This window comes from Microcystis aeruginosa NIES-843 (assembly GCF_000010625.1).
GTDB lineage: Bacteria > Cyanobacteriota > Cyanobacteriia > Cyanobacteriales > Microcystaceae > Microcystis > Microcystis aeruginosa.
On record NC_010296.1, the window covers coordinates 2897951 to 2921142 of the forward strand.

The window sequence follows — 23192 nt, forward strand, 5'->3', positions numbered from 1 at the left end:
GATAACTAAAAATAGTTCCAACGTTGAATAAATGGGAGCCAATGAGATTCGACTAACTCGATCGCTTTGGCATCTGGGGGATAATTATTTTTTTTATATCCTTGCAGACTGGCAATATATTTCTCAAAGCGAGGCATAGCTATTTTTAAGTCGGGAAGTTGCAGTTGACCGTAAATTTTTTCGATTTGTTCTAGGGGGGTTTTTTCTAAATCTTCAAAACGAATTTCTACAAAACTATCGGCGGGTAAATCGGCACTATCTCGCAGGAGAGAATTGATCATTGGGGGATAACTTTTCAGAATTACCTGCTCGATTTCATCCGTGGATAAATTATCGTAGGATTGTAGTGCTAGTTCCGGTAGGATGCGGGTAAAAAAGTGACGAGTTGAGGGAAAAACTAGATAGGGATTGCGGTAGATATGAATAAATTTAGCATCGGGCCAGATAGCTCGCAATTTGGCAATGTGTGCCGTATAAACGGGGTTTTTGATGAGTAATTGTTTGCCTCTTTGATGGATGGAAACTTTTTTTAATAGATGAGTATGCCAACGCTGCCAAGTGGCGATTTCCCCCTCGCTGCAGCCCTGAAAAAAAACCCCTCGCTGGAAATGATACTGAAAACGTTGGGGAAAGTATAAACCATGGTAGTAGGAAAGGGGGATCATGCTGGCCAGGGCGATCGAATCTTCTTGGGGGGAATCGGGAGTAACGGCAACGTTATCCACATGGCGATCGCTCGGTAGGGCCAATTCTAGCAGCGGTTGAAATAAACGGACGATACCGAGGATATCCCAGGGTAATCCCACCGCTAGGGGCGAAATATAGCCAAAATGCTCCGATTGACCGAGTAAATTGTGCAGATGGGTCGTGCCGCTGCGCCAATAGCCGACAATAAAAATGGGTGCTTTTACCTGCACGCCGCGCTCATAAAACCCTGTGATTAAAATTCGTTCTAGGGTAGAAAAAGGCAGTCGCGCCAGGGTAACTGCCATTGCCAGGGTTGCCGGGGCCAAATTGGGGCGATCGATGCCGCCATTGGTCAAAAACAAACGAAGGAGAGTGCTAAGGTTACTACCGCAGAGGGGATGAAACAAACTGGACATATTAACTATTTTTGGGCGGTTTTTTGGCGGATAGCTTGGCTGGCCAAGGTTTTGCCGAATTCCCAAGCGGCTCCGGGGAAGCGGTGAGCATCGGCCACCACATCTTTAACGGCGGTGACAAGCCAACGGCAATCCTCATCGGAGAGGGTGAGGGGGGGGATAAACTTGATGATATTCATGCCGTGGCCGGAAACCTGCGAGAGAATTTGATGGCGGGTAAAGAGGGGAACGACGATTAACTGGGAAAATAGCCCTTTATTGGCGGTTTCTAGCATTTTCCAGGCGGCTTTTAGTGACCAACTGCTCGGCTCGGCAAATTCCAAGGCCATCATCATACCCAATCCCCGCACTTCCTGCAAACATTCGTACTGATCTACGAGCGGCTGTAGTTCTGCGATAATTTGTTGACCGATTACAGCCGATCGCTCGACTAATTTTTCCTCCTCAATCACCTGTAAAGTGGCAATACCGGCGGCCATGGCCAGATTATTTTTACCAAAAGTGCTACCGTGCACCACAGAACGATCCATGCGATCAAATACTCGATCGAAGATCCAGCGACGACAGAGAACCGCTCCCACTGGCACAAAACCGCCCGAAAGAGCCTTGGCAACACATAAAATGTCCGGTTCTACCCCCCAATGTTCCACTGCCCAAATTTTGCCAGTCCGGCCCAAACCAGTCTGCACTTCATCGGCCACAAAAAGAGTGCCGTAACGACGACAAAGGGCAGCCGCCGCGGGGAGATAGTTCGGTTCGGGAATTCTCACCCCGTGACCTTGGATCGGTTCGGTAATAAAAGCCGCTACGTCTTGGTTAATTAGAGCTTTTTCGAGCGCAGCTAGATCGCCGAAGGGAATTTCCTTAAAATCGGCGACAAAAGGCCCAAATCCCTCACGATAATGGGGATCGCCGGTGGCGGAAAGGGAACCCATGGTTAACCCGTGGTAGCCCCCCTGACAGTAAACAATTTGGCTGCGTCCAGTGGCGTAGCGGCTGAATTTAATGGCGGCCTCGACGGTTTCCGTGCCGGAATTAGCAAAGAAAACTCGTTCTAATCCGGGAGGTGCGATCGCTGCTAACCGTTCCGCCAGCAATCCCGCTAGGATGGAAGCATCCAATTGGACTAAATTGGGCAATGCTGCCGTCAATACCTCTTGTAAAGCTTGCACGATCTTGGGGTGATTGCGTCCGAGGGCAAAAACACCAAAACCACTCAGTAAGTCCAGATACTTTTCCCCCTGATTGTCGAATAGGTATGCACCTTGGGCTTTAACGTAGTGGCGATCGTAGCCGATCGTTTTTAGTACCCTGACCATCTGGGGGTTTAGGTATTGTTCGTGGAGGGCAAAGTTTTCTTCTAGTCTTTTTTCTATCAGTTCTAAAATGCTCATAAATTCCAGATTTGATTACTGAAAAACTATTTTTCAAACACCTCAAAACCGATTATGTCCATAGCACATTATCATTATTTTTTTGGTTATTTAATATAATAAATTATTTCAATATATTTTGTCAAGTATTTAAGAACTTATCTAGGATAATTATAGCGTTTCCCAATCTCATGAGGTACACCAAAATCTTAACTCCTGAATCCCGAATCCTGACTCCTCAAAACCTAAGACTCTGTACCTCACAACTATGGTAATTGCTATAAACTAATTAGCTCTTGTGGGCTAAAGGTTAAAGCGACTTTTAGATAATTTATTAGTCAGTTTTTATATGGTAGAGGCGCATCGCGTGCGCCCAAAATGTAATATCAGTAAACAGTGAACTGATCACTGATAACTGATAACTGATAACTGATAACTGATAACTGATAACTGATAACTGATACAAGGCTGACAGCTATAAAAAAACCGACCAACAAGAGAGAATTCCTGTCAGTCAGTCGGTGATGATAGGCCGAATTTTACTCAGCTTTATTTCTTAGCGGGGGCAGCCTTAACGAGTTCCAATTCACTTTCAGCGAAGTTATTGGTATTCAGTCCACTGGCGCTACCACTAAAACCGTGGTAGTTAACAGTATCAAAACGGACGATAACGGGATAGTGGATACCACTTTTATCAACACTGGCTACGGTTCCTACATCGTTGTACCAGTAAGACTCTTTCCGTTTGACTCTAACTTTGGCTCCGCGTTCGATTCCAGGCATAGCTGTTGTTTTTTTTTAGGGTTTAGTTAACAGGTTACAATCAGAGCGAGTTTGCCGAAAGGGTTTTTACTTTAAGTTTTATTGCAAATCTTGCCACTCTGTTTGGACAAAATGCCCCGAACGTCCCCATAGGTCTGCCTTTGGTGCAATGTTAACGATTGTTAAGTTAAAGGGAATAGCCGTAGTCAGGTATTTTTGGGCCGACATTCCCACATCTGGTCCGATTTGAAAAGCGGCGGCGGTGGCTAAACCTAAGCCTAATAACTGAGAAATCGGACCTCTGGGTAAGAGAAGATGAGTTCCTAAGACTAAGCCAGCGGTTAAGGCTAAAGTTACCGATAAATTGGTGCCACAACGCGGATGTAATGCCAATTGCCCCTCGCCATTTTTGAGACGATGGAGTGCCTGTTTGGCCGCAATTCGCAGTTCATTTGTATTAATCTGTCCGTAGAGATAAAAACCCCTATCGGTGGACAGTCCCCCCAGGGCCTCGTTATCCGCAGGGGAGTGGTCAAAAGGCGATTGACGACGGGCAGCCATTTCGCTTAATACCCAGACGGTGGCGTGTTCCAAGGCGTGAACCTGTCGCAGGGTCAGAAATTCTTTGAAACCGGGGATAAAGCCGATTTGTGCCAGTAAATCGCTGTCTTGCTGGGGCGAGGGGTTAAACCAGTCAAAAGAGGGGTTAGAAGGGCTACTAGGGGTCATAAAGTTGCGGTAGGGGGAGTTTTTTCGAGGAATATGAGGGTGCTATAGAGTGGCAAGGCGGTGTCCCAGTAGGTGTCTTTAATGGGGATTGACCATGGTGATTTTGGCAAAAAAGGGAAAATCTGACCATAGGAGAACTACTGCCAGTTGTTGCTTTAGGTAAGGTTTGCTGAATAAATCTAAAAACCTTGTTGGATAAGACTTCTAGACTTTTTTGAAATCCAAAAGTGCCGGGCATGGGAGTGAGCAGGGGGAAAATTCCGGGACTTTTTCCCTGAAAATTGGGTAATTGACCACCTGAAAACCGGTAAAACCCTACACCCTACACCCTACACCCTACACCCTGCCCCCACGAAAAACTTTTTGCCGCAAACCCTAGTTAAGAAGCGAAATGATTCCAGTTATCTCGATTGCTGGTCTTGGTCATAGAAACTATAGTCAATTAGCTGTCTAAATAGGCGTTAATGATAGCGAGAGCCACTAAGGGAGCGGTAATTGTTCTCAAAATCCGTTTTCCCAGTGATACAGGTAGAAAATCAGCGGCGATCGCTTGTTCTATTTCTGCCTCCGTCCATCCCCCTTCCGGTCCGATGGCCATGGTTATCTCGGTTGATGTTTGCAATTGAGAAAGTAGCGGGTCCACTGTTCTACGGGTAACACCAATATAACAAGTTGTCCCTGGGCTAACTCCCCGGTTAAGGATGGCTAAAAATGGTTGTGGTTCTTCGATAATAGGAATAATCTGTCTTTCTGATTGTTCTACAGCTTCCCGGGCAATTTTTCGCCAACGGTCAATTTTTTGAGGACTAGGATTAACTAAACCGCGTTCTGTTAGCAGCGGAATAATCCGATAAACTCCTAATTCGGTGGCAGCGCGAACGATATCATCAAAGCCATTTTTGGGAATTGCTACCATTAAATTCACTTGTACTGGTAGTTCGGTGGTTTCGTTTATCGCTTCTAAAAGATGGGCCGAATTATCAATTATTTCTGCTAACCACGCTTGTCCTTGTCCATTTAGGGCAATAAAATGGTCATGGGATTTTAAACGAACAACTTTTTTAAGATAATGACTTTGTTCGGGTGTTAAGGCAATTAACCCGTTTTCTAGGGTATTAAAATCAAGAAGAAGACGATAATACAAGGCGGTTTAGTCTATATTACTATTGTGTTCAGAATCACTGTCAGCTATCTATTTTAGCTTTTATGGTGTTTTTGTATAAGGTTGAGAGTAGATCAGCTTATAGCAGTTATCTTAATGGTGAAGTACGAAGTTTTCCTTTTGGGTAGTCAGTCGTCAATACCAAATTAGGTTATACTTCATGTTTATGACAAAGGCTATAACTTACTATGGCCTTACCTACTCAGATATGTTATAAAATTTATCCTCATCAAGGTATCTCTTGCCAAATAAGAATTAAGACTTGACAATCTCCACTCCCTAACCCCTAACCCCCAGAAAATCCATGGACATAACTGCTAAAATTGAAGAACTGGCACAAAAATATGAGATACCTCCCCAACTGCTCAAGGAAGCCATGGCTTTAGAAGTAGAAAAAATTACTCTAAAAAATCGGCAGCTATCACCTAAAATTGTCAAACTTATCGAAAAATATACCGACTCCTCACAATCATAAATTTTATGGCTCTCTTGCATGATTTATTTTTTGTAAGTAGGGAGGCACAATTATTTGTAGGATGGGTTAGCGGTAGCGTAACATGAGCGGAAGTTGGGTTTCATGCTTCAACCCAAACTACATTCATCTTATATTTAATTCCACCCACCCACTTAGTTTAAAAACGACAAAAATAAATATTAAGTTGCATAAAATCTCTAAATAAACCATTTAATTGATTATTATTCATTCTTAATTCTCCTGATTACTGACTACTGGCTACTGACTCCTAACCAACCACAAAATTTTTGATTTTTACAAGAGTTCTTATGACTTTGAGACTGAAACAAATTCGCTTAACTAATTGGAAATGTTACCCTAGTCAAAATATTACTTTTAACCTGCATCCCGACAGAAAAATTCAGATTATCTTCGGTAATAATGGTCACGGTAAAACTTCTCTGATGACGGCGATTTTATGGTGTCTCTATGGGGTAGATATTGTATCTAAAGAGACTCTGAAAACCTATTTTTATCGAGGTAAGGATGATTCTTCATCAGTAGAAGAAAAAGAAATGCGGGTAGAATTAAATTTTACTAGAAACGAGAAAAATTACTTTATCAGTCGCACAGCGAAATTAAAAGATAATGGTAGCACTTCTTATCCCAGCGTAGAGGAAGCATTATTTTATGAAGATGGAACCATGAGAAGTAACTCTAGGGAATATATCGAAGCATTGCTTCCTAAATCTATTCGAGATTTTTTCTGTTTTGATGGTTTAAAAATTGAACAATATACCCAGATAACCCAAACTAAAGAAGCAAAAGAAGCAATTGAAAAAGTTTTGGGTATCCCTGAATTAAGAAATCTGCGCGATGATACAGAAAAAGCCTTACAAGAATTAGAAAACCGTTTCAATAAAGCAGAGGGAACCAGTCAAGCTTTAAAAGATAAGAGAAAACAATTGCGAGAATTAGAAGGAGACCTTGACCTTCAAAAAGGTCAGCTTAAAAATGCTAAAGATGAGGAAAAAAATGCTATAATTATTCATCAAGATGCTCAAGAAAAAGCCGCTCATATTGAAAGTTTACGAGAAAAATTAGAGGAAATTCATAACTTAGAGAAAAAGCGTATCGGTTTACAAACTCAGTTAGATAACCTGCAAAAGTCTATCGATTCTTGGTTAAAAAAAGCTTCGATACCTTTGCTGATTAACTTTGTACAGGAAATGGCCGATGATTTGCAAGTTACTAGCTTAAAAAGCACTTATAAAACTAATTCCACAGCAATTTTACAAGCAATACTTGACGATAAAAGCTGTCTATGTGGTCGTTGTTTAGATAAAAATTCTCGGGACTTTATCCTGCAACAAATTGCCGAACTAGAGTCCTTAGAAGTGGACAACGCCACCAGAATAGAAAAAGACCAAATTAGAATTGATTTACAGGGAATTATGCGAGATAATGCTAAATTTAGCAATTATAGTCAATTACTTTTGCAAAGAGATCGTTTAGAAGAAGAAATCGAAGAAATTAATCAACATATTAGACAGCTAAAACAGGAAAACACGGGAATAGATCAAGACTCGGTGAGGCAGATTTGGCGAAAAGTTGGCGAATCTGGTAAAAATGTTGAGATGATCCAAGAAAGGATCGAACGCTTGCAAAAGGAAATTGAAATCAAAGAAAAGCAATTAGAAAATTTACGCAAAGAAGTGGAAATTTTAGCTAGTGAAAATCAAACCACACTGATGTTATCTAATCAGGTTAAAATGGCCAGAGGTTTAAAAAATGCCACTAACGAATTAATCGAATGGCATATCGATAATTCCCAAAAAATGATTAATCAAGTAACCAGCGATCGCTATTTACAAGTAACCAACAAACCGGAGGAATATAGAGGAGTAGAAATCACTCCCGAATACACTTTAGGAATCCGTACCATCACAGGAAAATTATTAAATCCCGATGTTTTAAGTGCGGGAGAAAAGGAAGCTTTAGCTTTTGCTTTTATCACCGGTTTAAATCAAATAACTGATACTTGTGTTCCCCTAATTATGGATACACCTTTTGGCCATTTAGACAAAGAACATCAAAAAAATATTATTAACTCTCTCCCTAATTTAAACTCCCAAGTAATTATTTTAGCCACCGATCGCGATCTTCCCGATCCACTTTTACATCTGCTGCGTCCCCACAGTACTGATATTTTTAAAATACACCGTTTGGCTGCCGATGAAGATGCTTCCGTGATTGAAGTAATGGAGAGTTACTAATGCAGAGAATCGATCCCAGTTTGAAGATTTATGCCTCGGAAACTTCCAGAAATTATCTACAGGTACTAAAAGATAATAAAACCTTTGAGCGCATGGTAGATGCCTATTTATTCGCGGCTGCTTTTGCCATTAAACAAGACTTCAGTATCTACGGAACCACTCTGAGCAATCGACAAGATTTAATTACTATTAGCCAAATCGATCCAGAAGTTATTTTAGCTTTAACCGCAGGAATTTATATTATCTGTAAAAAGAATTCCTATCCTCAACCCAGCGATGGCAAAGAAGTTTTAGATAAGATCTGTCAATACGCAGAAGTGGGATTAAGGGAATTAAAAGAACGCTGGCAAGGCAAAGTCAGCAATCAAATCCAAGCTGATATTGAGAGAATTATCGATAATCTCTGAAATTCTCTGGCTCTAACTATCTTTTTTAGCGATAACGACAAATTACATTCTTTCCACACTGCCAAAAAAGACGGGTTCCACCCGAATAGCAACGATACTAGCCGGACGTAAAACCATATATTCCCCTTGGATATTTCTGATCGGAACATTGATAAAATCTTGGGAATCGGCTTTCGGAACTAATTCGTTACTGTACCACTTTTGAAATTCTTGGATAGTCAAAAAACGGACTTCCTCGCGATGTCCACTGCTTAAGAACAAATGTACTGCGTACTCGTCAGCTTTTCTACTCATTTTTTTTAACTAATCAGATTGAATTTTTGTAATAAAGTTGCCATTAAAGGCGGAAAAGTGAGACGCAATTCGCTAAGATCCGAGAAAATTAATTTTTGGTAGCTTGGCAGGTCAAAAGCCAGTTTACCCTTTAATTCCGCCCGATTTTGATAGGTCAGCAGAATTTGTCCGCCCTGTTTACAAGCGATCGCATAACCTAATTCTACACCCACTAGGGGACTGGGCAGTAATTCCGTTTCCTTTTGGCTAATCGCCGTAGCATCGGCAATAAATAATAAACTTTTGCGAATTTTGCGTAGTTGACTATCACTCAATCTGGTGACATTGCCCTCAGTTCGGGGCGTTTCTTCGATGGTTAAGGGCAAACGGGAGCGTTTATTGAGATTTTCGACGGTTTCGGTCAAAATTGTTCTTAAAGCGGTGCTAGAGTCCTTAAATTGGCTTTGGGAGCTAAAATAAATGACGGGATCCAACCAAGCGCTGAGGTCCTGTTTAGTAAAGTAAATTTCTTGGGAAATCAGGTCAATATTCGAGATGACGTAACCGCCACTACCTTCGAGGTAAAATTCCACCCTTTCCCCTTCTAGATAGCGTTGGAACCAGACAGAACCCTGTATCGTCAGACTATCATCGAGAAAATCGGCTCTTAAACCCGATTTTAGGAGACTATTGCGACTTAAGCGCAAGTCGTGGGGACGTTTGACAACCTCGCGGATAGGTTCGTATTTGTCCAGATACCAAGCTTTCAGGGCAATGATGGCCATAGGTGTGGCGATTAAAGACACTCTCCCATTTTAGCAGTAAGCACCGATATCCTCTCCACATTCATCGGCTAGGTAAGAAAGAGCGCGAAATCTTAACATCATCAGGTTTTCGTAGAGGGGATTTAGCTTGCAAAGGGGCGGAATCTCTAGAATTGTCCGGCTAAATAGGGTAATTTTCCTAGCAAAGGGACATTGAGCCGGAATTAGACGACAAATCCGATGAGCCAGTGCAGGTGTATTAATCTCTAGGCGATCAATTCGTTGCCGCAGGGGTTGCCATAAATCCCATTTTGGTTGCGGTGACGGGTTTTTCCGATTGCCTTTCGACCAAGGGGCGATCCAATTAGACAAAATTATTTTATTTGTGGTATAATCCGATACATCAGCATCGACCATAGCTTTACCTTCTATTGATTGACTCATAAGGTTCTATCTGAGATTACGACAGGGCGAACAATCTTTCCCGAAAATCCTCTGGGACGTTCGGACATTTGACCGCTTTAACGATAACATCTCTGGGATAAAATTACCCGTTAAGACTGCACGGGAACGCTGGGGCTGCGGCGAGGAAACTTGAACATTTGTACTAATTTTCCATCTCCGAGTTATCACCTGAAAGCTAATAGGCAACAGACGACAATAAGATAACGTCACCAGTGAGTTAACTAGATTAATCTCTAAGCTTCACCCAAAGATATTGGCTCTGATTAGAGCTATTACTAGGTTAGCAAAAAGTCAGGTTTTTTCACGTCAGCATAGTACACTTTTTCTGGGTATAAAATAGCACCCAGTTTTGTCAAAGATACGCAATCCAAGAAGTGGGGTATGGGGTGTAGGGTGTAGGGTGTGGGGTGTAGGGTGTGGGGTGTGGGAATTATGAATTATCAATTATAAATTATAAATTGGGTAGTTTTTTGCTGTGAATAGTAAACGGTGAACTGATAACTGATAACTGATAACTGATAACTGATAACTGATAACTGATAACTGATTTACATTCTTTCCAAAACGGGGATTCCCAGGAGAGATAAGCCTAATTTTAGGGTTCTTGCCGTTAAATCACACAAAAATAAACGAGAGGTTTTAATCGGTTCTGCTGCTTTCAGAACGGGACAATTCTCGTAGAAACGATTATACTTTTTACTGAGTTCGTAAAGATAATCACATAGACGATTGGGTAATAAATCCTCTTCCACGGCACTAATTACTTCTGGCAGTTGCAGTAATTGTTTAGCCAGAATTAATTCGCTTTCATCCTTGAGAATTAGCGATGAATTGGCACTTAAATCCTGAAAATTAATACCACCTTCGCGACTGATACTCTGGACTCTAGCGTAAGCGTACAGCATATAGGGGGCGGTGTTGCCTTGCAGATTGAGCATTTTGTCGTAACTGAAAACGTAGTTACTATGGCGATTTTGGCTGAGATCGGCGTATTTAACGGCACTTAATCCGACAGTTTCGGCAGTCTTAGCGATAAAATCGCCGGTTTCTTCTCTTTCCTCGCTTGCCAGTCTTTTTTCTAAGTCAGCCAGGGAACAGGCGATCGCTTGATCGAGTAATTCTTGTAATTTTACCGTCTCCCCGGAACGAGTTTTTAATTTTTTACCATCTTCCCCTAAAACTAATCCAAAAGCGACGTGAACCACTGCCACATTATCGGGTAAAAATCCCGCTTTTTTAGCCACCTGAAATACTTGGGCAAAATGGTTAGCTTGTCCAGCATCAGTAACATAAATTATTCTTTCGGCCTTATCTTCACGCACTCGATAACAAATTGCCGCTAAATCGGTGGTAGCGTAATTATAACCGCCGTCGGATTTCTTGACAATTAGGGGTAAAGGCTCCCCCTCTTTGTTGGTAAAACCATCGAGAAAGACGCATAAAGCACCGTTGTCTTCTGTTAGCAATCCCTGTTGATCTAATTCTCTGATTACTGCTTCCAGGTAGGGATTATAAAAAGATTCCCCCCTTTCGGTCAGTTTTATATCGAGAATATCATAGATTTTCTGAAATTCCCGTCGTGATTGTTGACAAAGTAACTGCCATGCTTGACGACTTTGAGGATCACCCGACTGTAATTTTACTACAGCTTGACGGGCAGTTTCTTTAAAGTTTTCGTCTTCATCAAAACGAATTTTGGCCTTTTTATAAAAGCTAACTAAATCCCCTAAATCTAGGGCATCTGCTTGGGTTAAAGCACTAGGATAAGCTTCTTGCAAATAGGTGATTAACATCCCGAATTGAGTCCCCCAATCCCCGACGTGATTAAGACGAATTACTTGATGATGACGAAATTCCAAAATCCGAGCAATACAATCACCGATTATAGTCGATCGCAAGTGACCGACGTGCATTTCTTTGGCAATATTGGGACTGGAAAAATCGACAATAATTTTTTGACTGGGGTTAGCGGTGGCAACTCCTAAACGGTTGTCAGTAATTAGGTCTTTTAATTGGGTTTCTAGATAACTGGGTTTAAGGGTAAGATTAATAAAACCGGGTCCGGCAATTTCGGGGGTTTGACAGAGATCATCTATCTCTAGATTTTTTAGTAAAGTCGCCGCCACTTCCCGCGGTTTTTGTTTTAATTCTTTGGCTAAAGAGAGGGAAATATTACATTGATAATCGCCAAAACGGGGGTTACTAGCGGCCACAATTAGAGGATCGGTATCAGCGAAGTTTTCCCCAAAGGATTTAACTAGGGATTGGGAAAAGCGTTCTTTTATTTGTTGGATAATGGCAGTCATAGAGAGAATTTAGCAATTAGGGATTAGACAAAAATTGAGAAGGAATCGGTTAGCTTCCTAGCAGTAACCAGATTATGGGTCGAATTAGCTACTGAAGATGCCGATTGATGGTATTCTTTCAAGACTTTTGTGATAATCTTTTGTGGTGTATTCATTATAGTTTCGAGCCAAGGAGATTAACACTCCAGATAAATCAGGTTATTGACCATCTTACCTTATCATAATCTGAAGACGAATCCAATGCAGCTGGCTGCTGGGAAACATTTGCTTTAATATAGTAAGTAAGCTTTACCAATAGTACAACCATGTTAGCCAGTTATATTGATCAAGCGATGGCATTAGCTCGATACGAAATCATTGAAGAAGATGGCACTTATTGGGGTGAAATTCCACCCCTTCAGGGAGTTTGGGCAAATCACGCCAATCTAGAAGATTGCCAGCAAGAATTGCGCGAAGCTTTAAGCGATTGGATTGCTTTGCGTCTGTGTTTAGGTTTGCCGATTCCAGTGTTAGCAGGAATAGATCTTAATCTCCTTCCTCAACCCATGTCTTCAATTTAAGATATGCCTAAATTAACCGCCGTATCATGGCTTAATCTAGTTCAAAGATTACGAGAACTTGGGTTTGACGGTCCCTACGCTGGGGGTAAACACCCTCAAATGCGTCGGGATAATTTAACGATAATTATCCCCAATCCCCATCAAGGTGAAATAGGGGTAGGACTGTTAAAACGCATTCTCAATCAAGCGGGTATTACCAGAGAAGAATGGCTGGGAAAATAGCAGGGAAAACACCGCATTTAACCTACTGCTTAACCAATAAAACCACGGCATAAACTGCGATACCTTCTTCTCGTCCCACCGGTCCCAATTGTTCGTTAGTAGTGGCTTTAATTCCCACCTGGTCCGGATTAATCTTGAGAGTTGCTGCTAACTTGGCTCGCATCGCAATAAGGTGGGGTTTCATTTTCGGTTTTTCGGCAATAATTACCGAATCAATATTATTAATCCGCCAACCTTTATCGATAATTAATTGATTAACTTGTTCTAATAATTTTAAACTATTCGCCCCTTGCCATTGTGGGTCTGTGGGGGGAAAATAATGACCGATATCGCCTAAACTAAGCGCCCCCAGCATGGCATCCATGATAGCGTGGGTTAAGACATCGGCATCACTGTGACCCAATAAACCGACAGTATGGGCAATCTCTACTCCTCCTAAAATTAAAGGTCTTCCTGTTACCAATCGGTGGATATCGTAGCCGTTACCAATACGAATATTCATAGAGCAGTCTCCTTGAAGTTATATTAATTATCTTATCGCAAAAGGGAACAAGTTAGGGAAAAGATTTCCCTAACTTGTCCTTATTAGTTAATTAGCTAGGAAGGATGAACTATTCTGCTGAAGTTTTTCCCAATACAATGAAAGCTTATACTAAATTGATTTTTGATAGTATCATTAACTGCCAATCCAACTTTAAAAACCCACTTCCCACTTGCCACTCTATACTTGTTAAATAAGATTTAGTATAACTCGATCGCTGTTAAAATTGCGGTAGAATCGGGAGAGGGTTGGGTTTCATGCTTCAAACCAACCTACGTTCTTTTTAAATAAGATTTATAGCGTTTTTCAGTCTGCTGAGGTACAAAAGTTATGGGTTTTAGGCACTCATGCAAAAGGGAAGAAAAATAGGTGTACCTTACTAGCTTAGGAAACGCTATAGTTAAACACCGAATTTTGAACAATTATGCAACAATTTATTCAACAGTTAAAAATCGATTTATCCTTGACAGTGATCTAGCAGTTTCATCATTTACTTTCCTAAATATCCTTAGCTAATCATCGCCAATAAACCTTGATAAAAAATCTGAAAACTAGGAGAACAATTATGAGCAGGAGTCATAAATTGAGAAATTTCTCGGGCTGCTTTCACTTTTTCTAAACCTCCTCGATCATACCCAGCTTTTTGAAGTATCTTTTCTAAGTTTTCCCAAGTTCCCCCCGTAATTTCATCGGGTTTTCTGTATTTTGCTTGCTGTCCCACATTAGTAGAAACTTTGGGATAGGCTGAGACTATAGCCTGAATATCACCAAAAAACCAAGCTTCTAGTTCTTCTATAGCAATTCTATTTAACACCTGAAATGTTTTTTTATCTTCACTAATCGTTTTGGTGATCAGTCCTGTTTGTTGGGCAATATTTTCTAACTTTTCTTTGAGCATTTGACAATCTTCATTGTCTCTATCTACAAGAATAATGATTCGATAATCATCGGGTATCCAGCATTGATAGCCTTTTAATCGCTCCGGTAGTTTTTTGATTAAATCGGATTTACCTCGAAAGGCATGAATTTTATAGGTGACATTCTCAAATAATATTTTAGGTAAAATTTGATTTAAACATTCTTGGGTAGAAAATTCTTCAACTAAAAATTCAAGATGCACTTTTTCCCTCCTTTGCTATTAAACTTAAATGCTAGGATTACCCACATCAAAATAGTCCTCCATCCATAATTGACCCAACAAAGCACCATTTTGAATAAATTCCTTAACTCCTTGCATTGCTGAAGTACGTTTAGCTTGAGTAAAACCATTTTCATCTCGATAAAGTACCCAAACCTCCTCTGGTTTCAAACCATCTACAAAAAAGGGAGAATGAGTTGTTACCATTAATTGTGTACTTGCGGTCGCTGCCCGACATTCTTCTGCTAATTCAGGTAATAAACGGGGATGAAGATGATTTTCTGGTTCTTCTATTCCCAGTAATTGCGGAGGGCTTGGATCATATAATATAGTTAAATAAGCCAACATTTTTAAAGTGCCATCGGAGGCAAATTTGGCAAGAATTGGCTCTTGAAAAGGTGCGTCTTTAATTTGAAGTAAAAGCTGTCCATTCGGCATAATAGATGCTTCTACTTTTTCTAATCTGGGAATTCGACGAGAAAGGGTTTGTAAAATAGATTCTAATCGTTGAGGATGATCTTCTTTTAAATATTGAATAACATTAGGTAAATTGTCACCAGTTGGCGATAATCTTTCTTGCGCTCCTGCTTCTGGTTGAGTGCGAGTATTATCTGCGGTTAAGTAGGAAAGATACCAACTTGTGATAAAACGACGCAAAGCACTAACCCGGGGATGTTTGGCCAATTGTCCGAGGGTACTAACAGCTAAAAATTCCGGGGAGTCTAATCGTTCAGAGATTCGTTCATCTTTTGGTTTGGGATTTTCTCCACTAATCACTATTCCTCCCCCTTCTTTAAAGTCTAAAAAGCGATAAGGTTTGCCCTTCGCTCCTTGTCTCCACTGTAACCATTCTTCGGCAACATAAGGGCGATTGTTAGCTTCATTAATAGCCAAATGATAGGTAATTAAAGGTGATGCCAATTTTTCTCGATATTTTAATTCGATAATGATGTAACCTTCTTGTCCTCTGGTTCTTAATTCTTTAAATCTTCCCCGTCTGTCCCAAGCTTTTTTTAAACCAACAGTAAAACATTCAGAGAGGAAAGCAAAGACATCAAATATGGTAGATTTTCCGCTCCCATTAGGACCGAGAAAAACGGTTAAAGGAGTAATGCTTTTTAATTCTAAGTCCTGTAAAGCTCGGTAATTTTGCACGCGCAGATTTTCGATTCGAGGTATAGAGTTTTTAGACATTGATTGTTGCTCTCTGCTGCTTTTAGCTCGTCTTGTCCCAGATTAGCTGTTAATTTTCCCAGTTCCCGCAAAAAACTGGTCAATTTTTAGTAATCTCGCTCTTCTGGACTGGTTATAGCAAATTAGCTCTCCTGATTCTACCGCAATTTTAACAGCGATCGAGTTATACTAAATCTTATTTAACAAGAACGTAGGTTGGGCTTCGGCCGTGAGCTTTTGCCGAACGGTTGAAGCATGAAACCCAACGCTCTCCCGATTCTACCGCACTCCGAGTTTTTTCTTGGGGATAATCTCCTAACTTCTGACCATCTACTGTCGATTACCGCAAAGGATAGCCATTTATTCTATCAGAATGAGAAGATTTAATTATGATAACACTTGTGATTATGTTTTTCGCTGCCTTGCTGGCAGCTGCCGATTTTACTTACCAAGTTTTGATTCATTTTCCCGTACAAATCCTCAATTTTTTGGGGTCGTTGTTGTCCTATGGAGTAATCGGACTGATAATTTTCGTCCTAGTGTGGATTGTGGGTGACTGATTTCTCGGTAGAAAAAAATGAGAGAATCAGCCTTAGCCAATTCTCCCCAATTTCAGCCAACTTTTAATTTTTACTGTTCACTAGCCACTGCTTGGGGTTGTCCTTGCGGTTGGAATTGGAACAGGGAATAAACCACGTTACGACGGATATCAATCATCATTTCTAAAAACATCTCGTAGCCTTCCTGTTTATACTCAATTAGGGGGTCTTTTTGACCGTAACCGCGTAAACCAATCGACTCGCGTAAAGCTTCCATAGCTTGCAGGTGTTCGCGCCATAACATATCGATTTGTTGCAGGATAAAATAACGTTCGGCATCGCGCATTAAACCGGCGCGAATACTATCCACTTGACGTTCCTTAATTTCGTAGGCTTTGCGAACTTCTTCGTGTAGGAACATCTTGATATCATTAACACTCATCTCCTCGACATCTTTAGCGGTAATATCTGCCAACAGATAGACGAATTCCTGAGATTTACTAATCAGTTTTTCCAAATCCCATTCTTCCGCCGGCAGTTCGGGATTAACATAAGCCATGACGATTTCATCCATGGTTTTTTCGGCGTATTGCAGCACCTGTTCTTTTAAGTCCATCCCCTCCAAAACCCGACGACGTTCGGCATAAATAGCGCGTCGTTGATTATTCATCACCTCGTCGTATTCAAACACCTGTTTCCGGGCATCATAATAGAAGGTTTCCACTTTTCTTTGCGCGCCTTCCAGGGAACGAGTTAACATTCCCGACTCAATGGGCATATCTTCTTCCACCCGGAAGGCATCCATTAAACCCGCCACGCGGTCGCCACCAAAAATCCGCAATAAATTGTCTTCTAGGCTTAAAAAGAAGTGTGTAGAACCGGGGTCGCCCTGTCTGCCCGCCCGGCCTCGCAATTGGTTGTCAATACGGCGGGATTCGTGGCGTTCCGTCCCGATAACGTGCAGTCCGCCCCTTTCTACTACTTCATCGTGTTCTTTACCCGTGTAATCTTCATAACTTTTGCGAATTAATTTATAGACTTCCCGTAACTTTTGAATAACCGGGTCATCCGTGGGAGCTTTTTCGGCCGCGATGGCGATTTTTTCTTCTACTTCTAATTCGGGTAAACTTTGAGTTCCGTGGGTATCAACGGCAAATTTAACCGCTTCTTTCAGGGCATTTTCTACCTCTTTCGGTAACTCGGTGGGAAAAATTTCCGCCGAGGCACGCCAGTTTTTTTTCTTCTTACCCGGGGCGAATCCTTGCGGGCGATTGCGTTCTCCTAAACTGGGTAAACTAAAGGCCAAATTGTCATCCTCGGGCATAACTAATTTCGGCATTAAATACTCGCGAATTTTCAATCGGGCCATATAGTCGGAGTTACCACCGAGGATGATATCGGTTCCCCGTCCCGCCATGTTCGTGGCAATGGTTACGGCCCCGGCCCGGCCTGCTTGGGCGACGATTTCCGATTCCCTTTCCACGTTTTCCGGACGAGCATTAAGTAAGTTATGGGGAATATTCCTTCCCTGTAATAAAAGCGAAAGCACTTCCGATTTTTCCACACTGGTGGTACCGACTAAAACCGGGCGACCCTGTTCGTGCATTTGTTGACATTCTTCAGCGACGGCGTTCCATTTTGCCTGTTCATTTTTATAGACCACATCGGCTAAATCTTGCCGACGAGAAACGCGGTTAGTGGGAATAATTGTTACTTGCAGGTTATAGACTTTTTCTAGTTCCGTTTCTTCGGTTTTGGCCGTCCCGGTCATGCCAGATAATTTCGGATAGAGTAGGAAAAAGTTTTGATAGGTAATCGTGGCTAAGGTTTGGGTTTCCTGTTGAATTTCCACCCCTTCCTTAGCCTCCACTGCCTGATGTAAACCATCGCCCCAACGTCGCCCCGGTAATACCCGTCCCGTGAACTCATCAACAATAACAATTTCACCACTGCGGACGATATAGTTAACGTCTTTTTTCTGGAGTTCTTTGGCACGAATAGCGTTAGAAATATAGTGCGCCCAGGGATTTTCTTGGTCGTATAAATCGGTAACTCCTAATAGTTCTTCCGCTCTTTTAAAGCCTTCATCGGTCATTAAAACGTTACGGTCTTTTTCGTTAACTTCGTAGTCTCCCGGTCCGTCTTCTACTTTTTGGCGCACTAATTGCTTGGCGATTTCGGCGGCGAGAATATATTTTTCTGTGGGTCGATCGATCGGTCCTGATATAATTAATGGAGTTCTGGCCTCATCGATAAGAATGGAGTCCACTTCGTCGATAACGCAGTAGTTAAAGGGTCTTTGGACAACTTCCCCCATCACTGTAGCCATGTTATCGCGCAGATAATCGAAGCCGAGTTCGCTGTTAGTGGTGTAGGTGATGTCACAGGCATAATTTTTCTTTCTTTCTTCCGGACTCATGCCGGCTTGAATTAGTCCCACACTTAACCCTAAAAAGCGGTGTACCTGCCCCATCCATTCCGCGTCACGACGGGCGAGATAATCGTTAACGGTGACGACGTGAACCCCTTTTCCGGTCAATCCATTCAAATAAGCGGGGAGAGTGGCAACCAGGGTTTTTCCTTCCCCGGTTTTCATCTCGGCGATTTGTCCTTTGTGCAGTACCATTCCCCCCAATAACTGCACGTCAAAGTGACGCATCCCTAAGACTCGGATTCCCGCTTCCCGGACAATGGCGAAAGCTTCGGGGAGGATTTCCTCGAGAATCTCCTCTCTTTCGTCATAATTTCTGGCTTTGTCTAATCTTTCCTTAAATTCGCTGGTTTTGCTCCTTAATTCCTCATCGGACAGGTTTTTAATGTCTTCTTCCAGCAGGTTGATTTCGGTGACGAGGGGCTGAAATTTTTTAATTTTGCGGGCGTTGGGGTCTCCGAGTAGGGCTTTTAACATAGCAGTTTTTATTCTCTCGCTTCGATTGGCTCTTGGTCTGTGGTGTTAACAATTGTATCACTCTCGTTGGGAGTGGAGAATCATTTATCGGTGAACAGGGACGGCGTTGTCAGATTCAGAAGAGGAAAGATGCAATGCTCCCAACTGATTCGGAGCATCTTTCAATTTGACAACGCCGATTGTAGGGCTAATTCATGAATTAGCCCTACGCCGATTGTAGGGCTAATTCCACTGCTAAATCGAGCGACTCTTGTTCCCCACTTAAGCCCAACTATCGGCACTATTCGTTCATTAAACACTAATTGTCAAGATGCCATGTAATCTTTCCTATCAAAGTAATTTCAGTTCCGGTGCTGATTCGGAGCATCTTTCAATTTGACAACGCCAAAATTTTTGAGACATTTCAATATAAATTTAAAAGGCAACCGCAACAAAAAAGGAAGAAAAACCCTAATAAATATAACCTAGAAGACGCTTTATCTGTGGTTGAAACCTGCGATAAAATATCAATCTAGGGTTTGCGGCAAAAAGTACGGGCGAAGCATTCGGATAGAAAATCTACGGTTTCACCGATAGGTTATTGCCCGAATGCTTCGCCCCTACAGGACGCGGGCCGATGAAAACCCAAGGTTTTGAAGCACGATTCTCTCAAAATCTTGCACCTGTACTGATTATTTATTCTCCCTTTTGCCTCTCCCAATATGTAGCCTATAGTCAACGGATTTAGAGTTAATCTTCTCTCACCGGTGGCTTAACTAAAGGGGAAACCACCATATTTATGGATAATTATATCTATAGTTTCCATAATTGCGATCGATTCGCCCAAAATGGAGATAATTTGTTGATAATGTTCTAGGTCATCGTAGCTAAGGTGGCGACCTTTGCGGTCTTTTAGCCACTTCTGACACACTTGATAACCGCCGATATAAAAGTTCCAAATTTGAGGCGGAATCCCCGCAAAATACTGGTCAGAATTAATCGAAATTTGTTGTTTATTTTCGTCATATTTCACCTGTTCGACTAGATTAGAACCCGCCACGGGATAGCTACTAATTTCTTTTCCCGTTGCTTTCATCAGGTGTAACTGTACTAATCTGTCACCTTTTTTGACTAATTCCCAGAATAATTCTTTATTACTGGTGAGAGGAACGCGAGGAAAGTCTATTTTTAAAAATTCGGCGTAACGTTGGCGATATTGGGGAGAGTGAAAGACCGCATAGATATAGTTAAAAATGTCTTCTGGTCCAAAGGTTTTCTTTTCGTCTCCTTTGCCATCACTGATAAATTCTAATTCAAGTTTTGCCGAAAGTTTGTTAATAAATTCTGGCGCTAGATTGGGACGGCGACCATTTGGCGAGTTGGTTGGTTCTGTGTCAAATAGCGTTGGGGTATTGGTTGGGTAAAGATAGAGGGGAAAAATATTAACTCCACCTCTTCTAAAAATATTAGTATCAATGGCATTCTCAAAAACAGTAATCAAGGCCCATTCAGGATCATTAACCGCAATTCCTTGACGACCTATACCTATACCAATGTTATTCTTATTCATCGTATGCTGAATTATTTCATGCCTCAACCGATTTACTAAAGCATCATGATGATAATAAGGTCTAATATCAAGAGGTCTATATAAACATTGAGTGAAATAAGATTGCCAATTAGATTCAGATGTAAAAGATTTTCTCTTTTGATTTAAATTCCAATCTAAACTGTCTTCCAACTTATATTTATTTTTTATTTCTGAATCATTTATAAGTGTATTTCTAAAGTCATTGATTCGCTCGATTAATTTAGCTTTATCAAAATCATAGACAAAGTGATCTCTATGGGTTTTGATACCAGAACCGTTTGTCAACATGATTGTATCAAGTTCCCAATATTTTTGATATTCATCAGATGAGACTTTGCTCTGAGGATTAAATAGGTAAAAATCTGATTTGGGATTTATAATTTCCCATTCAGTTGAACTAATATCATTTTCATCTAACCAATAATACTTACCCCCAACTAACTCCTTATGCTCTTTAACCTCTCTAACACCCCACAAATCAGCATGATAAACCTGCGCTAAATCTTGCTGACTATCTTGATACTTAATAAAAAACGCAATCGCTACTCCTTGCTGAATATCAAACACATTTTGATCGGTTGAACCATCGGGACAAACTTCTTTTTTCTTGCTATTCCCATGCAAATCTAAAACATAAATCTCATCAAAAGTCTGCATCAAATTTTGACGCATTCCCCGAAAAGTGGGATTATCCAAATAACCATGATTTGTAATTAACGCCACAACTCCATAACCAGTTTCCGCTACCCGATACTGAGCAAAGCGAATAAACTTCACATAATCATCTAATAAACCTTTAGGGTTTCTCTCTCCCAATGGTTTTCCATCTAATTGATAATAATCCTTAACCAAATTCACAATCCAAGGGTCAGTATTCATCGACTGATAGGAATAGGGTGGATTGCCTAAAATCACCATAACTGGCATTTCTTGCTTAACATCTTTTGCCGCGGCTGCTTCATCGCGAATACGATTTAAAAAACCATCAGCAGGGGGAATTTGAAAAGCTTCCTGTAGGGTGTTGGTGAGATAGATTCCCAAGCGTTCATCGGCACTAAAATCATAGCCTAATTCCTGAAGTTGTAAACCTAATTTCATGTGTGCTACGGTGTAGGGAGCCATCAGTAATTCAAACCCAAAGAGACGGGGTAATAAATGTTTACTGACATAACTAGACCACATCCCTTTCTGTTGACGAAAACTATCATAGATATGGTCGATAACAGAGTGTAAAAAAGTGCCTGTTCCCACAGCAGGATCGAGGATTAAAACTTGGTGAACTTCCTGAGTTTCTTGGCTATTATTAGGATTTTTAATCGTAATTTTTTTGGCATCGGCCAAACCTTTAGGAATCTGAAACTTATTTTTTAGAATATAGTCCACACTGCGAACCATGTAAGAAACCACGGGTTCAGGGGTATAATAAACCCCCCTAGACTCACGCATTTTACTATCGTATTCGGCTAAAAAAGTCTCATAAAAGTGAACTACAGGATCCTGCTTGCGCGTGCGTTTTCCAAAGCTGCCGAGAATCCCCTCCATATCCGTTTGTTGTAAAATAGTCGCTAGAGTATCCACGGCCCAAGTAATCCGCTCATCTAATTCTGTACCAGCAATTTGATGAAAAATTCCCCGCAAAAAAGGGTTAGTTTTCGGTAGTCGAAATCCCGCCGTTTCCCTGGAAAAAGAACTTATTTGATCCGTATTACAGCGTGCTGCGAATAAACCATAACAGATTGTTTGTGCATACATATCCGCGAACTGCGCTTCATTGAGATCACTAATTAAAACTCGTTGAAAAGATTGCAATTGTTGCCGCAACATTCCCCCACAATCTTGATCTTTTAAAGCTTGGCCGATTGCGTCTCTAATTAACTGCGCTAAAGCGGCCATTTTTTTGGCTAATTCTCGCGGTGTTGTGATCTGAATAACTTTTGAGAGGAAAAACTGACAGAACAATTGTTCTACTTGTAAAATACCCTGGGAATCAGGTTTAATTTGCTTTTTTTGATTAAGACTTGCCACGGCAGCTGATAGACGCAATTCTCCCGATACATACCAACGAAATTCTAAATGATCGGTGATAATTAAATTACCCAAAGCCTGTAAATAACGTTTTATTTGGGGAGTATTTTCAACCTTTTTGAGAGAAGTTCCGATATCTTTTGCTTCCAGATGGCCAACTTCTACCATACCCTGATTAATCACAAAATCCGGAGCGCCACAAGCAATCCTTTTGGGTTCATTGAGAGCTTGTAGGTTATTATTTAGGGATTCAATTAATTTTTTTAAAGCAGGACGATAACTGTGTTCTGTGGCCTTACCCTGTTGATAAATGCCTGTGATTTCCTCTAGATATTTTGGCAGTGAGTTACTCATTATCGTTGCGACATACAAACGTTCTTCTATAGATAAAATATAACCTCATTTAGCCCCAATGTTCTCAATTGCTGCTCAAGTTATACCC

The 23192-nt window shown here is 41.2% G+C and carries 20 protein-coding genes; 5 read left to right on the top strand and 15 right to left on the bottom strand.

What is annotated here, in order from left to right:
• Window positions 1–5: 5 nt before the first annotated feature.
• From MAE_RS13765 to MAE_RS13785, 5 genes are all read right to left on the bottom strand, one after another.
• Window positions 6–1103 carry a sulfotransferase family protein gene (locus MAE_RS13765; RefSeq protein WP_012266130.1) on the bottom strand — a complete coding sequence of 366 codons (1098 nt, stop codon included), beginning with the start codon at window positions 1101–1103 and terminating at the stop codon, window positions 6–8.
• Between the two features lie 5 nt (window positions 1104–1108).
• Window positions 1109–2497, bottom strand: coding sequence for an aspartate aminotransferase family protein (locus MAE_RS13770; RefSeq protein WP_012266131.1), 1389 nt, complete (start codon window positions 2495–2497; stop codon window positions 1109–1111).
• 528 nt (window positions 2498–3025) lie between these two features.
• Window positions 3026–3259, bottom strand: coding sequence for a photosystem I reaction center subunit IV (locus MAE_RS13775; RefSeq protein WP_002797997.1), 234 nt, complete (start codon window positions 3257–3259; stop codon window positions 3026–3028).
• Between the two features lie 78 nt (window positions 3260–3337).
• Entirely contained in the window at window positions 3338–3967 is a 630-nt protein-coding gene (locus tag MAE_RS13780; RefSeq protein WP_012266133.1) for a DUF6391 domain-containing protein, read from the bottom strand.
• A gap of 442 nt (window positions 3968–4409) precedes the next feature.
• On the bottom strand, window positions 4410–5111 hold the full coding sequence (locus tag MAE_RS13785; protein WP_041804121.1) for a 16S rRNA (uracil(1498)-N(3))-methyltransferase: 702 nt from the start codon (window positions 5109–5111) through the stop codon (window positions 4410–4412).
• A gap of 322 nt (window positions 5112–5433) precedes the next feature.
• On the opposite strand from MAE_RS13785, the gene MAE_RS34105 reads away from it, so the two are divergent.
• From MAE_RS34105 to MAE_RS13795, 3 genes are all read left to right on the top strand, one after another.
• The gene (locus MAE_RS34105; protein WP_002798000.1) at window positions 5434–5604 is read left to right on the top strand and encodes a hypothetical protein; all 171 of its coding nucleotides are present in this window, start codon (window positions 5434–5436) and stop codon (window positions 5602–5604) included.
• Between the two features lie 308 nt (window positions 5605–5912).
• Entirely contained in the window at window positions 5913–7859 is a 1947-nt protein-coding gene (locus MAE_RS13790) for an AAA family ATPase (RefSeq protein ID WP_012266135.1), read from the top strand.
• On the top strand, window positions 7859–8266 hold the full coding sequence (locus MAE_RS13795) for a hypothetical protein (protein WP_002798003.1): 408 nt from the start codon (window positions 7859–7861) through the stop codon (window positions 8264–8266). The genes MAE_RS13790 and MAE_RS13795 overlap by 1 nt, the downstream gene beginning before the upstream one ends.
• A gap of 42 nt (window positions 8267–8308) precedes the next feature.
• Here the strand turns inward: MAE_RS13795 and MAE_RS13800 are convergent, their stop codons facing one another.
• The 5 genes from MAE_RS13800 to MAE_RS35740 all read right to left on the bottom strand — a co-directional run bounded on the left by MAE_RS13800 (window position 8309) and on the right by MAE_RS35740 (window position 12229).
• Window positions 8309–8560: a hypothetical protein gene (locus MAE_RS13800; RefSeq protein ID WP_012266136.1), complete on the bottom strand. Its 252-nt coding sequence runs from the start codon at window positions 8558–8560 to the stop codon at window positions 8309–8311.
• 5 nt (window positions 8561–8565) lie between these two features.
• On the bottom strand, window positions 8566–9324 hold the full coding sequence (locus MAE_RS13805; protein ID WP_012266137.1) for a hypothetical protein: 759 nt from the start codon (window positions 9322–9324) through the stop codon (window positions 8566–8568).
• A 30-nt stretch (window positions 9325–9354) separates the two neighbouring features.
• Window positions 9355–9747 (bottom strand): Mo-dependent nitrogenase C-terminal domain-containing protein, encoded by a 393-nt coding sequence (locus MAE_RS13810; protein WP_002798006.1) that lies wholly within the window; start codon window positions 9745–9747, stop codon window positions 9355–9357.
• A 569-nt stretch (window positions 9748–10316) separates the two neighbouring features.
• Window positions 10317–12074, bottom strand: a complete 1758-nt coding sequence (argS, locus tag MAE_RS13815) for an arginine--tRNA ligase (protein ID WP_012266140.1) — start codon at window positions 12072–12074, stop codon at window positions 10317–10319.
• Window positions 12075–12097: 23 nt separating this feature from the next.
• A complete protein-coding gene (locus tag MAE_RS35740) occupies window positions 12098–12229 on the bottom strand; it encodes a hypothetical protein (RefSeq protein WP_269453990.1) in 132 nt (43 codons plus the stop codon).
• A gap of 150 nt (window positions 12230–12379) precedes the next feature.
• Between MAE_RS35740 and MAE_RS13820 the strand changes: the two genes are divergently transcribed.
• The gene (locus tag MAE_RS13820) at window positions 12380–12634 is read left to right on the top strand and encodes a type II toxin-antitoxin system HicB family antitoxin (RefSeq protein ID WP_002743455.1); all 255 of its coding nucleotides are present in this window, start codon (window positions 12380–12382) and stop codon (window positions 12632–12634) included.
• A gap of 3 nt (window positions 12635–12637) precedes the next feature.
• Window positions 12638–12856, top strand: a complete 219-nt coding sequence (locus MAE_RS13825) for a type II toxin-antitoxin system HicA family toxin (protein WP_004160901.1) — start codon at window positions 12638–12640, stop codon at window positions 12854–12856.
• Window positions 12857–12878: 22 nt separating this feature from the next.
• Here MAE_RS13825 and ispF read toward each other — a convergent pair whose 3' ends face one another.
• The 5 genes from ispF to MAE_RS13855 form a co-directional block, all read right to left on the bottom strand.
• Window positions 12879–13358, bottom strand: a complete 480-nt coding sequence (ispF, locus tag MAE_RS13830; RefSeq protein ID WP_012266142.1) for a 2-C-methyl-D-erythritol 2,4-cyclodiphosphate synthase — start codon at window positions 13356–13358, stop codon at window positions 12879–12881.
• Between the two features lie 547 nt (window positions 13359–13905).
• Window positions 13906–14517 (bottom strand): DUF4276 family protein, encoded by a 612-nt coding sequence (locus MAE_RS13835; protein WP_041804122.1) that lies wholly within the window; start codon window positions 14515–14517, stop codon window positions 13906–13908.
• 24 nt (window positions 14518–14541) lie between these two features.
• Complete coding sequence (locus MAE_RS13840; protein ID WP_012266144.1) at window positions 14542–15729, bottom strand: AAA family ATPase; 1188 nt, start codon at window positions 15727–15729, stop codon at window positions 14542–14544.
• 609 nt (window positions 15730–16338) lie between these two features.
• Window positions 16339–19155, bottom strand: coding sequence for a preprotein translocase subunit SecA (secA, locus tag MAE_RS13850; protein WP_012266145.1), 2817 nt, complete (start codon window positions 19153–19155; stop codon window positions 16339–16341).
• Window positions 19156–19906: 751 nt separating this feature from the next.
• Complete coding sequence (locus MAE_RS13855; RefSeq protein ID WP_012266148.1) at window positions 19907–23104, bottom strand: type ISP restriction/modification enzyme; 3198 nt, start codon at window positions 23102–23104, stop codon at window positions 19907–19909.
• Window positions 23105–23192 lie beyond the last annotated feature (88 nt).

Excerpts from the sequence above, each read along its gene's own strand:
- MAE_RS13765 (WP_012266130.1), bottom strand. The coding sequence starts at position 1,103 with ATGTCCAGTTTGTTTCATCCCCTCTGCGGTAGTAACCTTAGCACTCTC.
- MAE_RS13770 (WP_012266131.1), bottom strand. The coding sequence starts at position 2,497 with ATGAGCATTTTAGAACTGATAGAAAAAAGACTAGAAGAAAACTTTGCC.
- MAE_RS13775 (WP_002797997.1), bottom strand. The coding sequence starts at position 3,259 with ATGCCTGGAATCGAACGCGGAGCCAAAGTTAGAGTCAAACGGAAAGAG.
- MAE_RS13780 (WP_012266133.1), bottom strand. The coding sequence starts at position 3,967 with ATGACCCCTAGTAGCCCTTCTAACCCCTCTTTTGACTGGTTTAACCCC.
- MAE_RS34105 (WP_002798000.1), top strand. The coding sequence starts at position 5,434 with ATGGACATAACTGCTAAAATTGAAGAACTGGCACAAAAATATGAGATA.
- MAE_RS13790 (WP_012266135.1), top strand. The coding sequence starts at position 5,913 with ATGACTTTGAGACTGAAACAAATTCGCTTAACTAATTGGAAATGTTAC.
- MAE_RS13795 (WP_002798003.1), top strand. The coding sequence starts at position 7,859 with ATGCAGAGAATCGATCCCAGTTTGAAGATTTATGCCTCGGAAACTTCC.
- MAE_RS13800 (WP_012266136.1), bottom strand. The coding sequence starts at position 8,560 with ATGAGTAGAAAAGCTGACGAGTACGCAGTACATTTGTTCTTAAGCAGT.
- MAE_RS13805 (WP_012266137.1), bottom strand. The coding sequence starts at position 9,324 with ATGGCCATCATTGCCCTGAAAGCTTGGTATCTGGACAAATACGAACCT.
- MAE_RS13810 (WP_002798006.1), bottom strand. The coding sequence starts at position 9,747 with ATGAGTCAATCAATAGAAGGTAAAGCTATGGTCGATGCTGATGTATCG.
- argS (WP_012266140.1), bottom strand. The coding sequence starts at position 12,074 with ATGACTGCCATTATCCAACAAATAAAAGAACGCTTTTCCCAATCCCTA.
- MAE_RS35740 (WP_269453990.1), bottom strand. The coding sequence starts at position 12,229 with ATGAATACACCACAAAAGATTATCACAAAAGTCTTGAAAGAATACCAT.
- MAE_RS13820 (WP_002743455.1), top strand. The coding sequence starts at position 12,380 with ATGTTAGCCAGTTATATTGATCAAGCGATGGCATTAGCTCGATACGAA.
- MAE_RS13825 (WP_004160901.1), top strand. The coding sequence starts at position 12,638 with ATGCCTAAATTAACCGCCGTATCATGGCTTAATCTAGTTCAAAGATTA.
- ispF (WP_012266142.1), bottom strand. The coding sequence starts at position 13,358 with ATGAATATTCGTATTGGTAACGGCTACGATATCCACCGATTGGTAACA.
- MAE_RS13840 (WP_012266144.1), bottom strand. The coding sequence starts at position 15,729 with ATGTCTAAAAACTCTATACCTCGAATCGAAAATCTGCGCGTGCAAAAT.
- secA (WP_012266145.1), bottom strand. The coding sequence starts at position 19,155 with ATGTTAAAAGCCCTACTCGGAGACCCCAACGCCCGCAAAATTAAAAAA.
- MAE_RS13855 (WP_012266148.1), bottom strand. The coding sequence starts at position 23,104 with ATGAGTAACTCACTGCCAAAATATCTAGAGGAAATCACAGGCATTTAT.